Source organism: Salinispora fenicalii (assembly GCF_000514815.1).
Taxonomy (GTDB): Bacteria; Actinomycetota; Actinomycetes; order Mycobacteriales; family Micromonosporaceae; genus Micromonospora; species Micromonospora fenicalii.
The window spans coordinates 108,287-122,021 of sequence record NZ_AZWQ01000021.1; the positions used below are offsets into that span (position 1 = coordinate 108,287).

The 13,735-nt window shown below is 68.4% G+C and carries 10 protein-coding genes and 2 pseudogenes; 6 read left to right on the top strand and 6 right to left on the bottom strand.

Going from position 1 to position 13,735, the window contains the following annotated elements; translation table 11 throughout:
* Window positions 1-8: 8 nt before the first annotated feature.
* Both B116_RS0111540 and gabT read right to left on the bottom strand, forming a co-directional pair.
* The gene (locus B116_RS0111540; protein ID WP_027660181.1) at window positions 9-1,019 is read right to left on the bottom strand and encodes an aldo/keto reductase; all 1,011 of its coding nucleotides are present in this window, start codon (window positions 1,017-1,019) and stop codon (window positions 9-11) included.
* Entirely contained in the window at window positions 1,000-2,346 is a 1,347-nt protein-coding gene (gene gabT, locus B116_RS0111545) for a 4-aminobutyrate--2-oxoglutarate transaminase (protein WP_027660182.1), read from the bottom strand. The genes B116_RS0111540 and gabT overlap by 20 nt, the downstream gene beginning before the upstream one ends.
* Before the next feature lie 220 nt (window positions 2,347-2,566).
* On the opposite strand from gabT, the gene B116_RS0111550 reads away from it, so the two are divergent.
* On the top strand, window positions 2,567-3,220 hold the full coding sequence (locus B116_RS0111550) for a nitroreductase family protein (protein WP_082312793.1): 654 nt from the start codon (window positions 2,567-2,569) through the stop codon (window positions 3,218-3,220).
* Window positions 3,221-3,395: 175 nt separating this feature from the next.
* Here B116_RS0111550 and B116_RS0111555 read toward each other — a convergent pair whose 3' ends face one another.
* Both B116_RS0111555 and B116_RS29000 read right to left on the bottom strand, forming a co-directional pair.
* Window positions 3,396-5,177, bottom strand: coding sequence for a BTAD domain-containing putative transcriptional regulator (locus B116_RS0111555; protein ID WP_027660183.1), 1,782 nt, complete (start codon window positions 5,175-5,177; stop codon window positions 3,396-3,398).
* A gap of 63 nt (window positions 5,178-5,240) precedes the next feature.
* A pseudogene (locus B116_RS29000) lies at window positions 5,241-5,447 on the bottom strand (AfsR/SARP family transcriptional regulator); the annotation flags it as partial.
* Between the two features lie 706 nt (window positions 5,448-6,153).
* Here B116_RS29000 and B116_RS25040 point away from each other — a divergent pair.
* The 5 genes and pseudogenes from B116_RS25040 to rny all read left to right on the top strand — a co-directional run bounded on the left by B116_RS25040 (window position 6,154) and on the right by rny (window position 11,907).
* Window positions 6,154-7,558: pseudogene (locus tag B116_RS25040) on the top strand (MFS transporter).
* Entirely contained in the window at window positions 7,549-7,749 is a 201-nt protein-coding gene (locus B116_RS0111570; RefSeq protein WP_018220599.1) for a DUF3046 domain-containing protein, read from the top strand. The pseudogene B116_RS25040 and the gene B116_RS0111570 overlap by 10 nt, the downstream one beginning before the upstream one ends.
* A gap of 181 nt (window positions 7,750-7,930) precedes the next feature.
* Window positions 7,931-8,977, top strand: a complete 1,047-nt coding sequence (gene recA / locus B116_RS0111575) for a recombinase RecA (protein WP_018253569.1) — start codon at window positions 7,931-7,933, stop codon at window positions 8,975-8,977.
* Window positions 8,978-8,987: 10 nt separating this feature from the next.
* A complete protein-coding gene (locus B116_RS0111580; RefSeq protein ID WP_027660184.1) occupies window positions 8,988-9,650 on the top strand; it encodes a regulatory protein RecX in 663 nt (220 codons plus the stop codon).
* Window positions 9,651-10,140: 490 nt separating this feature from the next.
* Window positions 10,141-11,907: a ribonuclease Y gene (rny, locus tag B116_RS0111585; protein ID WP_018724114.1), complete on the top strand. Its 1,767-nt coding sequence runs from the start codon at window positions 10,141-10,143 to the stop codon at window positions 11,905-11,907.
* Between the two features lie 130 nt (window positions 11,908-12,037).
* Here rny and B116_RS0111590 read toward each other — a convergent pair whose 3' ends face one another.
* Window positions 12,038-13,006 carry an amino acid ABC transporter permease gene (locus tag B116_RS0111590; protein WP_018724113.1) on the bottom strand — a complete coding sequence of 323 codons (969 nt, stop codon included), beginning with the start codon at window positions 13,004-13,006 and terminating at the stop codon, window positions 12,038-12,040.
* Window positions 13,003-13,710 (bottom strand): amino acid ABC transporter permease, encoded by a 708-nt coding sequence (locus B116_RS0111595; RefSeq protein WP_027660185.1) that lies wholly within the window; start codon window positions 13,708-13,710, stop codon window positions 13,003-13,005. The genes B116_RS0111590 and B116_RS0111595 overlap by 4 nt, the downstream gene beginning before the upstream one ends.
* Window positions 13,711-13,735 lie beyond the last annotated feature (25 nt).

Genomic DNA, 13,735 nt, shown 5'->3' on the forward strand with positions numbered 1-13,735 from the left:
GCGTTCGGTCAGTTGCCGACGAGGCCCATGAGAAAGGCGTCGTAGCGCGTACCCGAAATCGCGGCGGGGGGCAGGGCCGCCTCGATTTCCAGGAGCTGCCCGGCACTGAGGTTCGTCTCGATGGCCGCAAGGTTCTCCACCAGGTGATCGCGGCGCCCGGTGCCCGGAATCGCCACGACGTCCTCGCCTCGATGGTGTAGCCAGGCCAGGCTCAGCTGGGCGAGCGTCAGCTCGTGTCGTTCGGCAAGCGCCCGCAACGGTTCCAGGGCAACAAGATTGCGGGGCAGGTGCTCCTCGGAGAACCGCGGCAGGGTACGCCGGAAGTCGCCTTCGCGAAAGGTGGTCGTCGGGGTGACCTGCCCGGCGAGAAATCCGCGCCCCAAGGGGCAGCTGGCGATAACTCCCACACCGAGTTCGCGACACACCCCGAGCACGTTCTCCTCGATGTCGCGGGTCCACAGGGACCACTCGGACTGCACGGCCGTGACGGGATGAACGGCGTGCGCACGCCGCAGCGTCTCCGCCGAGACCTCGGAGAGGCAGACGTGACGAACTTTGCCTTCCCGGACGAGCTCGGCCATCGCTTCCATGGCCTCCTCGATGTGTTCACCCGGCGCGACCCAGTGCTTGGTGTAGATGTCCAGATGCTCCACGCCGAGTCGGTTCAGTGACGCCTCACAGCGACTTCGGATGTAGGCGCGGTCGCCGCGAACCCCCAGGAAGTCGCCGCTGGCAGACCGTTCGAGCCCCACCTTGGTGGCGATGAGGATCCGGTCGCGCCGGCCCACCACGGCCGCGCCGACCAGCCGTTCGCCATAGCCGAGGCCCTGGACGTCGGCGGTGTCCAATAGGGTCACGCCTCGATCGATCGCCTCGTGCACGGTGGCGATCGCCTCGGCCCGGTCCGTCTCGCCGTAGAACGAGCTCAGGCTGAGACAGCCGAGCCCTTGCCCACTGACGGCAAGGTCACCCAGCTTTCGGGCGGGTGTCCTGCTCCGGTCAGCCGAGGAGTCGGTCACAGCTCTCCTCCAGTACGTCCAGTGCGTCGTTGAGCAGGGTCTCGGGCATCACCAGTGAAGGTAGGAAGCGGAGCACGTTGCCGTAGGTGCCGACGGTGAGGAGGACGACGCCCTCCGCCTGGCAGGCCCGGGCCAACCGGTCGGCCCCGTGCGCGTCTGGGCGGCCGGTGTCGGGGTGCACGATCTCGGCGCCGATCATCGCTCCACGGCCCCGCACCTCTCCCACCTCGGGGTGGGCGGCGGCGATCGCGGTGAGGCGGGTGGTCAGTGTGGTCCCGATCTGCCGTGCCTTCGCCCGCAGATCCTGCTCCCGCATGGAGCGGATGGCAGCGAGGGCCGCGGCGCAGGCGACGGGGTTTCCGCCGAACGTCCCACCGAAACCGCCGGGCTGCACCGCGTCCATGAACTCCGCGCGCCCGGTGACCCCGGCCAGTGGCAGACCACCGGCGAGCGCTTTCGCGGTGATGACCAGATCTGGCGTGATTCCCTCGTGGTCGCTGGCGAACCAGGCACCGGTCCGACAGAAGCCGCTCTGAATTTCGTCCGCTACGAAGAGCGCTCCGTTGCGGCGGCACCAGTCCGCCAGTTCGGTGAGGAAACCCGGGGCCGGGACGACAATCCCGCCCTCTCCCTGCAGCGGCTCCACCACCACCGCGGCGACGTTCTCCGCGCCGACCTGGCGTTCGAGCGTCTCCACGGCCCGGCTGACCGCCTCCTTTCCCGTCATGCCCTTCGGGTCGCGGTACGGGTACGAGGCAGGAATGTGGTGAATATCCGGCACGAACGGCCCGAAGTGCTGCTTGTAGGGGGCGTTCTTGGCGGTCAACGCGAGCGCCAGGTTGGTCCGGCCGTGGTACGCGTGGTCCAAGGCGACGATCGCCGTACGTCCCGTGGCCGCCCTAGCGACCTTGACGGCGTTCTCGACGGCCTCAGCACCGGTGCTCAGCAGCACGGATCGCTTTGGATGGTCGCCCGGAGTCAGCCGGGCCAGTTCCTCGCACACCGCGACGTAGCCCTCGTACGGTGTCGCCAGGAAGCAGGTGTGCGTCAGGGACGCCACCTGCTCGCGTACCGCGGTGACGACCTCCGGCGCGGGGTTGCCCACCGAGGTCACGCCGAGGCCCGAGCCGAGGTCGATGAGGGTGTTGCCGTCGACGTCGTGCAGCAGCCCCGCTCCGGCCGCCTCGATGAACGTCGGAACCGCGCAGCCGACGCCCCGCGCGACCGTTGCCCCGCGTCGCTCCAGCATGCTCCGGGACCGTGGCCCGGGTAGCTCGGTAACCAGTTCACGCTGCAAGGCCCGAACGGAGGTGGTCGACATGGTCACGAGTCTCTCCTCTGGACTTCTGCGAGTTCGAGGCCCAGGCCGGGCCCGCCGGACTGTCGCTGACGGCGTTGTTCGCTCACCGAGCGACCACATGAAACGGATGGTATCAACCGTGGTGGATTAATTTCGAAGAGTGATGGGAAGAATTCATCAAGGTTTTTCCAAGATGGATTCAAACACGGCGGGTGATCCTTCTTGGGCCGATGACAAGGGGATGACCATGGCCATGCTGAACCTCAGTTCCGACGAACTGCTCACCACGACCAAGTCCGTTCGTAAGCGACTCGACCTCACCCGCCCTGTCCCGCTCGAACTGGTCAAGGAGTGCCTGAAAGTAGCGCTGCAGGCGCCGACGGGAAGTAATCGCCAAACGTGGCACTTCGTCGTCATCACCGATCACGACAAGCGCAAGGTGATCGGTGACTTCTATCGGCGTGCGGTGCACACCTACCTGGCATCCGAGGGCTCCTGCGGAACGCTTTTCCAGGAGGACGCCGAGCGGCACCGCACACAGCAGCGGGTGGCCGACAGTGTTGCCTATCTCGGTGAACACATGGCCGAGGTTCCGGTACATGTCATTCCCTGCCTTGATGCCACCGCCGCGCCGGAATACAACGATGCCGGCCGGTGGGGATCGATCATCCAGGCCTCGTGGAGCTATTCGCTCGCAGCCCGGGCGCGGGGCCTGGGCACCGCGTGGACAACCCTGCACCTCATGTACGAAAGGGAGATTGCTGACCTGTTGGGGCTGCCCGACGGGCTGATCCAGGCGGCGCTGCTGCCGACGGCCTACACGATCGGCACGGACTTCAAACCGGCCCCACGACAGCCACTGGAGTCGGTGCTGCACCTCAACTCGTGGACGGCGGGGTGACGGGCGCCCGCGGCAACCAGGTGGGACGGCGGGCGGTGGGGCTGCGGGACAACCTGGTTCCGTTCGCGCCGCAGGGCTGGCTGGCTCGCCCCTGCGGCGGCGACGCTGGTGTGGAGCTTCGTCGGCTGAGAGGCGCCTACACGGAGAGTTTCGCCACCCCGCGACGCGAGCGGGGCTACCGGAGCCCGAACGGGTACCAGAGCGGGGGCAGCCGTTTCGCCGCCTGTTCGGCCAGTTCGAGGATAGGTCTGATCGCCCCCCAGGCGCCCGTGTTCAGAGCTACCCTCCGGCCGCGGAGGACTGCCTCAAGGCTGGCGGCTCCGCCAGCGCCACTTGCGGTCCGCACTCTGCTCACCAGGTGGTGAAGTTCAACCCTGCGGGTGGGGCTCATGTCCGTCAACACCAGGTCACGCACCAACTCCTGGGCGAAAGTGAGGTTGTTGTCGGCGACACAGGAGCGGATCAGGCCAGAACGCAGCGCGCTGTGCACAGCGTCCACCGGCACGCCCAGCAGATGTAGGACCGACGACAGGAGTCGAGGCTCGACCACGGTACCGATCACGGCACAGACCTCGACTACCGCGAGCGCATCCGGCGGGCACTCCGCCAGCCGTCCCCGGACGACGACCTTCACCCGGAAGGGTAGTTGCCTTCGGAGGGTGTGGGAGTCGACTTCCGGCGTCAGTGAGAGGGCCATCCGGGTTAGCAGGAAGGGGTTGCCGCCCGTCAAACGGTGCAGGTTCGAGATCTCGTCCGAAGAGACGTCCATGCCGCAAAGACTCGTGATCACCGCTTCGGATCCAGCTCGCGGAAACGGCGTGAGTAGGAGATCGTCAACTATGTCCTCCTGGAGGATTCCGGAAAGCGTTTGCTGTAGTTCCGGATTGGTTGATACGGCATGATCGCGCACGGTGGCGATTACGGTGAACCGGGGGTCTCGGGTCTCCCGAATCAGCCGGTGCAGCAGGTGCAGGCTCCCACTGTCCGTGTAGTGGATATCTTCGAGGAAGAGCGCGATCGGTGCCTGCCGACCGGCCTTGTCGATAGCCCGATACACCTCCTCGTAGCTCGGCCGCCGCTCTGGTGCCGGGTCGCTCCGATCTTCCGTCGTCGCCTCGTCGTTCGCCATGGCGTTGGGTCGGGCGACGCAGCGGCGTGACGTCCGAGCTACCTGGCCCCAGATGTCCAGCTCCGACGCGTCGGTGGAGTGTTTCCCCCGGGCCCAGATGACCTCGGTCCCGGCGGCGAGGAGTTCCCGCTCGAATGCCTGGAGGAGGAATGTCTTGCCCACTCCTTGTTCGCCAACGACGAGTAGCACCCGGCCGTAGCTACCGGGTTCCGCCATCATCCGGAGACGCGCCATGGCGGCACGGCGTCCGACCAACCGTTCATCGGCGGGTGGAAGCGGGCTCGTCGGGGTTTCAACGGTGGGAGTTGGCATCGACTCCGTGTCCGGGGTGACCACCACGGGCTCACCGATCGAAAGCTCCTTCCGGAGGACGGCCTGGTGCAGCTTCTGTAGCTGGGTGCTGGCATCTACTCCGAGTTCAGCGGCGAGGTAGGAACGAATGTGTTCGTAGGTCAGCAGTGCTTTCGCTGGTTGGCCGCTGTGGTACTGGGCCAGCATGAGTCGGCCTGCCAGGCGTTCTTGCATGGGGTTGCGGCGGACCTCTTCCCCCAGCCGCTCGATCACTTCGTCGTGCTGGTGCAGCTTGAGCGCTGCGTCCGCCCAGATCTGCAGTCCTCGGAGTCGTAACTGGTCGAGACGGGTGGCTTCGAGTGCCGCGAAGCTGTAGGCCGTCAGCTCGTCGTACGGCGTGCCGTGCCAGAGGGAGAGGGCGGACTCTGCAGCTCCTTTCGCGGAGTTGGGATGACCTTCGTCCATTAGTTCCGAGGCGAGCTCGATGGCATCTTGAAACTGCACGAAGTCGGTGCACCCGAGGTCTGTCTCCAGCATGTAACCGGACGCTAGGTGGCGGATCCTGATCTGGAACTGGTGGTTCGTCCCGGAGGTTTCATCAAGTGACTGCCGCAACCTCGAAATGTACGAATAGATTGTGCTACGAACAGATGCTGGCGGCTTTGCCCCCCAGAGCGAGTCAATTATCCTTGGTATGGAAATGGACTTTCCGGCATTGATGAGTAGTAGTGCGAACAGGGCGCGTTGGCGTGGAGGTCCAAGACGGAAGCACCGTTTGTCGCCGGCTCTGATCGAGATCTTTCCCATCGTCTGGATCGTCACGGCCGAGGCCGTGGCGCACCTTGAGTACGGGGTGGTGAGCGCGCGGTTCGGGTTGGTGGCTCGGCGTGGTTCCTCGGCTGATTTGGCTCTGCCTCGCGGTGGCGGTGTCCCGGTGGTGTGGCCAATCGGCTTGGCCTTGTCGGCGGTCTTGCGGAGCTCGGTGATGTACGTCTGTGCGGTGCGGTTGGCCGGAGCGCCCCCTTTGCCGCTGGGGCGTTCCGGTGGTTGCTTCGTCTTCACGGGACTTCCTCACGTCGGTTGTTCGACGGTGGCGGGGAGGGGTCGGGTAGCCGACAAGCGGGAGGGGGCAGAGGGTGGGTGTCGCAGAGTCAGGGGATGAGCGCGACGCGAGCCGCCCGACTTTGATCGATATATATAAGTAGAGGGTGTTGGGGGGCGGCTTTGATACATCAATCCGTCAAGATTTTGCGCCCAGGACGACCGTCTGCCGGTGTTGACCAGGGCTTCATCGCGTCAGCCGATCGGTGTGGGGCGTGTTCGGCGAGCTGGTTCGGATGGATGCCGACGTGGGGATCGAGCTGACCGGAGCACTGTCGAGGGTCGTGCCAGGTTCAGCGGCCGTACCCGGGTGAGATCGACGATGCCCCCCGGCGTCGCGGAAGGCGCTGTCCGCGCTGCTTATCGGCGTGGCCCGGCGGTGCCGGTTGGGCGGGCATACGCAAGGATAGGTATGCCGTTCACCCCTTACCTGCGGGAGTCGTCTGTGACTACCGACCTGACCGCGCCGACCCGGATCCGGTCGGATGTGGCGCCGATCCAACGGCGAACCCTGGGTCTGCTGTTCGGCACCCAGATCATTGGTGGCATCGGCGTCACCATCGGAGTCGCGGTCGGGGCGCTGCTCGCCGCCCGGATCGCCGGCACCGCGGTCGCCGGTCTGACCCAGAGCGCCGCCGTGGTGGGCGCCGCGCTGCTCGCCATCCCGATCACCCGGATCATGAACGGGCACGGGCGTCGTCCGGGGCTGGTCGTCGCCTACCTGGTCGGCGCGGTCGGCGCGGTGCTGGTGGTGCTCGCCGCGGTCACCCGAGTCGTGCCGCTGCTCTTCCTCGGCAGTCTGCTGTTCGGGGGCGGCACCGCCGCGAACCTCCAAGCCCGCTACGCCGCGGTGGACCTCGCCGAGCCGGCGCGTCGGGGCCGGCAGCTCGCCCTGATCGTCTGGGCCACCACCATCGGGGCGGTGGCCGCGCCGAACTTCGCGGCGCTCGCCGACACGGTCACCGGCGGGTGGGGGCTACCGCCACTGGCCGGCCCGTTCGCCTTCAGCGCCGTCGCCTTCGTGCTGGCCGCCGGCGTGCTCTTCGCGCTGCTGCGGCCCGACCCGCTGCTCACCGCGCGGCGACTTCCGGTGGCCGAACCCGTGACGCCCCCGAGTTCGGTGGCCGAACCCTTGACGCCCCCGAGCTCGGTGGCCGAGCCCGTGACGCCCCCGAGTCCGGTGGTCCGGCGCGGTGCGGGGATGCGGGCGGCCTGGCAGGTGGTACGCGACCGCCCGGCGGCCCGGCTCGGTGTCGCGGCGGTGGCGGTCGGGCACGCGGTGATGGTGGCGGTGATGTCGATGACCCCGGTGCGGCTCGGCGAGTCGCACGGCGACGCGGACGTCCTACGGGTGGTCGGGATCGTGCTGAGCCTGCACATCGCCGGCATGTACGCGCTGGCCCCGCTGGTGGGCTGGCTCGCCGACCGGCTCGGCCGGCGGGCGGTCATCCTGGGCGGGGTCGGGCTGCTGCTCGCCGCGTGCGCCGTCGCCGGCACCGCCGCCCACCACACGCCGCAGCTCACGGTGGGTCTGGTCCTGCTCGGGCTGGGCTGGTCCGGCACGATGGTGGGCGGCTCCACGCTGCTGTCGGAGTCGGTGCCGGCGGCGGTGCGGCCCAGTGTGCAGGGCTTCTCCGACCTGACCATGGGGCTGGCCGGGGCCAGCGCCGCCGCGGTCAGCGGGTTCGTCATGCGGGCGGCCGGCTATCCGGTGCTCACCCTGCTGGCGGCGATCGTGGTGGTGCCATTGGTGGCGTTAGCGTTACGTCGGGGGCCCACCGAGGGCGCCTGACCGGGAGGATGACACGTGCGGCTGACCGACTTCTGGGCGCGGCTGGAGGAGGCGTTCGGGCCGGGCTACGCGGCCAGCATCGCCAGCGACCAGGTCCTGGCGCCCCTCGGCGAGCGGACGATTGAGCAGGCGCTCGCGGCGGGGGAGGAGACCCACGTCGTGTGGCGTGCGGTGGTCGCCGCGTACCCGGACCGGGTGCCCGCGCGGCTCCGCTGAGTAGGCATTTCGTTACGTTCGCGGGTCGCGCCCCTGCTCGTACACCTGTTCGGCTATTGTCCACAGCGAGGCGCTTATCCACAGCTCGCGGCATGGTCGCTGGTGTTCTGTCGGACCATGCGCCTAGCGTGTCCGCGTGACGCGAAGCTCAGCGAAGTCGGCGAAGGCAGGGGTGGCGACGATGGCGGCAGTGCCTGATCGGGAGAGGGCACTCGACCTTGCTCTCGCTCAGATCGATAAACAGTTCGGCAAAGGTTCGGTGATGCGACTGGGGGAGCGCCCGGTCGTGCAGACTGCGGTGGTTCCGACCGGGTCCATCGCGTTGGATGTGGCCCTCGGCGTGGGCGGCCTGCCCCGGGGGCGGGTCATTGAGGTCTACGGCCCGGAGAGCAGCGGTAAGACGACGGTGGCACTGCACGCGGTGGCCAACGCCCAGCGCTCCGGCGGCATCGCCGCCTTCGTTGACGCCGAGCACGCCCTCGACCCGGAATACGCCCGGGCCCTCGGCGTCGACACCGACGCCCTGCTGGTCTCCCAGCCGGACACCGGCGAGCAGGCCCTGGAGATCGCGGACATGCTGGTCCGCTCCGGTGCGCTCGACATCATCGTCATCGACTCGGTGGCCGCGCTGGTGCCGCGCGCCGAGATCGAGGGTGAGATGGGTGACAGCCACGTGGGTCTCCAGGCCCGGCTGATGAGCCAGGCCCTGCGCAAGATGACCGGTGTGCTCAGTCACACCGGCACGACCGCGGTCTTCATCAACCAGCTCCGCGAGAAGATCGGTGTCATGTTCGGCAGCCCCGAGACCACCACCGGTGGGCGGGCGCTGAAGTTCTACGCCTCGGTCCGGCTCGATGTGCGCCGCATCGAGAGCCTCAAGGACGGCACCGACGTGGTCGGTAACCGCACCCGGGTCAAGGTCGTGAAGAACAAGGTGGCCGCGCCGTTCAAGCAGGCCGAGTTCGACATCATGTACGGCAAGGGAATCTCCCGCGAGGGGTCGCTGATCGACGTGGGTGTCGAGCAGGCGATCATCCGGAAGTCCGGCGCGTGGTACACCTACGAGGGTGATCAGCTCGGCCAGGGCAAGGAGAAGGCCCGCGAGTTCCTTCGGGAGAACCCGGACGTGGCGGCCGAGATCGAGAAGAAGATCCTGGAGAAGCTTGGCGTCGGTGCCGGTGCGGGTGACGCCGCTGGCGGTCCGGAGCTGCCGCCGGTCGACTTCTGAGTAAGGACCGGTGACGTCACGACGAGCCCGTACGGGGCGGGGGTGGGACGCCAGCCCACCGCGCACGGGTGATGCCACCGCGGCGGCAGCCCCTCGCCGTGGTCGACGTAACGCTGACGCCGCGACCAGCTCGGCCTCGCCCACGGACGAGGCCGAGCTGGCGCGGGAGGTCTGCCTGCGGCAGCTCGCCGTGCGTCCGCGTACCCGGGCCGAGCTGGCCCGAGCGCTGTCGCGGCGGGGCATCTCGGCGGAGGTCGCCATGGCGGTCCTCGACCGCTACGACGAGGTCGGCATGATCGATGACGCGGCTTTCGCGCGGGCCTGGGTCTCCAGCCGGCACGCTGGCCGTGGCCTCGCCCGCCGTGCCCTCGCCACCGAGCTGCGTCAGCGTGGCGTCGATGGTGATGTGGCGAAGGCTGCGCTCGGCGAGCTGGATGACGAGACGGAGGCGGAGACGGCCCGTGCCTTGGCGGAGCGGAAGCTGCGCGGCACCCGGGGCGAGCCGGCTGCGGTGTTTCGGCGGTTGGTCGGCATGCTGGCCCGCAAGGGCTACTCGCCAGGGGTGGCGATTCGGGCGGTGAAGGAGGCCCTCGCGGCGCAGAGCGCCGAGGCGGCCGAGTTCGCGGAGCAGATCGAAGCTGAGGCGCTCAGTGACACCGAGGTCGATCCTTGATTGAGAAGCCTACGTAGCTGCGTGGTATCCGCCATGCCAGCCAAGGCGAATTAAGTCCCATTTGTTCGCTTTGGCCTGATCATTGATCAGCGTTGCGTAATGCTGTAAATCCTCTCCGTTCGGATGTATTGATCATCGTTTCCTTGACCGGACCGGCTCCGGGGACCTAGCCTCGCCATAAGGCTCACATTGCCCGACCAGCGCAGGCAAAGCGCACAACATAGATCGCGTAACAGAACCGCATCACTTTGGCCGATTCGTTGGCCCTGTGTCAGCTCCGGACCCGGCCGGTCCGGAGCCGACGCGACAACTGCAGCTCCCGTCGGCAGTGCCGCCGCGGCACCGTCGACGGGAGGGCTCCCCTTTCGGCCAGCCGCTCCGGTCGGGCGTCCAGAGCCGCGGGAGCGCGCCCACCGCACGTTGCCGGCGGCGCGACGGTCAAGGGGAGGCGCGCGATGGCGAGGCGGCAGGGGTCGACAGGAAGTTCACCATGAACGGGCTCGACACGGTCCTCCTCGTGGCCGTTCTGCTACTTACCGTCGTGGTGGTCGGCGCGGTGCTGGTGGGCGTCCGGGCCGTACGCGGAATCACCGGCACCTCGCGGCCCGAGGACCCGGCCTTCATCGCGGAGAAAGACCGCCAAGAGCAGTCCCTCGCCGCGCTACGGTCGGCCGCCGACGAGGCCAACAGCACCATCGACGCGGCGAAGTCCGCTGCCGCCGCCGCCCGCACCGAAGCCGCCGCCGCCCGCGCCGAAGCCAAGGCCGCCCGCGCCGAAGCCCGGCGGGTGCTCGACGGCGCCCGCGCCGAAGCCGACACCATCCTGGAACGGGTGCACAAGCAGGCCGAGGCCGAAGCCGAACAGCTACGGACCGCCGCCCGGCGCAGCGGAGAACGGGAAGCCACCGTCCTCGCCGCGACCACTCGGGAACAGGCGGCCGAGGTGGAGCGGCGAGCCGCCCGGATGGACGACCGGGAGCGGCTGCACACCGAGGAGGTCGAGCGGCTCGCCGAGCGGGACCGGCAGCTCAGTGCCGCCAACGCCGCCCTGGAGGCCCGGGAGTCGGCGCTCGCCGAGCGGGACCGGGAGCTGGAGCAGGCCGAGCAGCAGCGACGCCGCGAGCTGGAGCGGGTCGCGGGGCTCACCGCGGAGGCGGCCCGCGGCGAGCTGGTCGAGGCGATCGAGGCGCAGGCCAAGCGGGAGGCCGCGCTGCTCGTACGGGACATCGAGGCCGAGGCGCGCAGCACGGGCGAGGAACGCGCCCGGCACATCGTGGTTGACGCCATCCAGCGGGTGGCCAGTGAGCAGACCGCGGAGAGCGTGGTCAGCGTGCTGCACCTGCCCGGCGACGAGATGAAGGGTCGGATCATCGGTCGGGAGGGGCGCAACATCCGCACCTTCGAATCGGTCACCGGAGTCAACCTGATCATCGACGACACTCCGGAGGCGGTGCTGCTCTCCTGCTTCGACCCGGTGCGTCGGGAGGTCGGCCGGCTCACCCTGGAGAAGCTTGTCCTGGACGGGCGCATCCATCCGCACCGGATCGAGGAGGTGTATGACCTGGCCCGGCAGGAGGTGGAGCAGCTCTGCCAGCGCGCCGCCGAGGATGCCTTGGTCGAGGTCGGCATCACCGAGATCCACCCCGAGCTGGTCGGCCTGCTGGGCCGGCTGCGCTACCGCACCTCGTACGGGCAGAACGTGCTCAAGCACCTCGTCGAGAGCGCCCACATCGCCGGGATCATGGCTGCTGAGCTGCGGTTGGACGTGCCGACGATCAAGCGGTGCGCGTTCCTGCACGACATCGGCAAGGCGCTCACCCACGAGGTCGAGGGCAGCCACGCCATCGTCGGCGCCGACGTCGCCCGCAAGTACGGCGAGAGCGAGGACGTCGTGCACGCCATCGAGGCGCACCACAACGAGGTGCCGCCGCAGACCGTCGAGGCGGTGCTCACCCAGGCCTCGGATGCCTGCTCCGGGGGTCGACCGGGGGCCCGCCGGGAGAGCCTGGAGGCGTACGTGCGGCGGCTGGAGCGGATCGAGGAGATCGCGGGGGGCAAGCTCGGCGTGGAACGGGTCTTCGCGATGCAGGCGGGCCGGGAGGTCCGGGTGATGGTCCGGCCGGACGACGTGGACGACATCAGCGCCTCCGTGCTGGCCCGGGATGTGGCCAAGCAGATCGAGGAGGAGCTGACCTATCCGGGGCAGATCCGGGTCACCGTGGTCCGCGAGTCCCGGGTCACCGAGATCGCCCGCTGAGCCGTCGATAGGCCCGCCGCGTCGGTGCTCATCCGTTCACCGTGTTGCGTGCACGCCTGCTCAACGGGAGCGTGTGCGCAGCTGTCAACGGTCGGCCCGGGAAACCCGGGCCGACCGTTGCATGAGTCGGTCAGGTACCGCCAGCGCCCTCGGCTTGCGAGGTGAGGGCGGCCGGCGGCAACTGCGGGGCTGGCGTGTTGGCGGTGCGCCGGCCGCGGGAGAGCCGGTTCTGGACGGCCTGGGCCAGCTTCGACAGCGAGTAGTTCACGGCGATGAACAGCACGGCGAGCACGGTGTAGACCTGGATGGGGTTGTCCAACACGCCGATGATCTGCTTGCCGATGTTGAGCGTCTCCTCATAGCTGATGATGAAGCCGAGCGAGGTGTCCTTCAGGACCACTACGAGCTGGCTGATCAGCGCGGGGAGCATGATCCGGAATGCCTGCGGCAGCAGGATCATCCGGGTGGTCTGCAGCGGGGCGAGCCCGATCGCGGCGGCGGCCTCGGCCTGCCCGCCGGCGAGGCCCTGCATGCCGGAGCGGAGGATCTCGGCGATCACCACGGAGTTGTAGATGGTGAGGCCGATGACCAGGTACCAGAGATTGTCGAAGGTGATGCCGAACTCGGGGAACCCACGCGCCACGAAGAAGATCGTGATGACGACGGGGAGACCTCGGAAGACCTCGACGCAGAAGCGGGTGACGATCGACAGCGTGCGGTTCAGCCCGCGGAGCAGGTAGGCCAGGGGAGCGGCGAACCCGGCGTAGCGGCGCTGGGCCAGGCCCTTGAGCTGGATCCGCAGCACCGCCAGCAGGGTGCCGACCACCAGCGAGGTGACGATGGCCAGCGCCGCCGCGATGAGGGTGTTCTTGATGCCGACGCCGAGTCGTTCCCAGACCAGGGCGAAGTTCTCGTTGCCGGGGTCGATCAACGGACCCCACAGCTCCATCGAGAGCTGGCCGGTCTCATCCAGCGGCCGGTAGATCAGGAAGTACGCGCCGACCAGCAGCCCAATGAGGGCGGCGACACTGCTGAACAGGGTGATCCGGCGCTGCCGGGGCCCGGGGACGTCGTAGAGGACGCTGCTCTGCTGGGTCATCGGGCCACCGCCTGCCGCTGTTCGATTCGGTCGAGGAGCATGCCCAGGGGCACGGTCATGATCAGGTAGCCGATCGAGATGCCGATGGCGACGGGGATGAAGGGCTCGCCTCCGGCCGATGTCAGTTGGTCCGCGGTTGCGGACAGGTCGCCCACGACACCGAAGAAGCCGATCAGCGCCGAGTTCTTGATCATCGCGATGATCACGGACCCGAGTGGAACCACCGACGCCGCCCACGACTGCGGCAGCACCACGTACCGCAGGTTCTGGGTGAAGGTCAGCCCGAGCGACCGAGCCGCCTCCGCCTGGCCGGCGGGTACCGCGTTCACGCCGGAGCGCAGCGCCTCGCAGACGAACGCCGCGGTGTAGAGCGTCAGGGCGATCAGCCCGAAGCGGAAGTACGGCAGGTCGGTGCCGAGCCGGCTGAACACGATGTCGAGCCCGGGGATGCGGAGGAAGTCCGCGTTGGAGCCGAGCGCGGGGAGGCCGAAGGCGGCGAAGAACATGACGATGGTCAGCGGCAGGTTACGGAAGATGTTGACATACGCGGTACCGACCGCTCGCAGGGGCGGTACCGGGGAGATCCGTAGCACCGCCACGACGGAGCCCAGAATCAGGGCTCCGATCGCGGCGAGGAAACAGATCTGGAGGGTGAGCCAGAATCCACTCGCGAAGACGTCGAACTTGTCGATGAGCACACTCACGGTCGGTCTCTCTCCCCACCCTCCA

Coding starts and splice junctions, on each gene's coding strand:
- B116_RS0111550 (WP_082312793.1), top strand. CDS start 2,567: ATGGCCATGCTGAACCTCAGTTCCGACGAACTGCTCACCACGACCAAG.
- B116_RS0111555 (WP_027660183.1), bottom strand. CDS start 5,177: ATGCTGGAGACAGACCTCGGGTGCACCGACTTCGTGCAGTTTCAAGAT.
- recA (WP_018253569.1), top strand. CDS start 7,931: ATGGCGGCAGTGCCTGATCGGGAGAGGGCACTCGACCTTGCTCTCGCT.
- rny (WP_018724114.1), top strand. CDS start 10,141: ATGAACGGGCTCGACACGGTCCTCCTCGTGGCCGTTCTGCTACTTACC.
- B116_RS0111590 (WP_018724113.1), bottom strand. CDS start 13,006: ATGACCCAGCAGAGCAGCGTCCTCTACGACGTCCCCGGGCCCCGGCAG.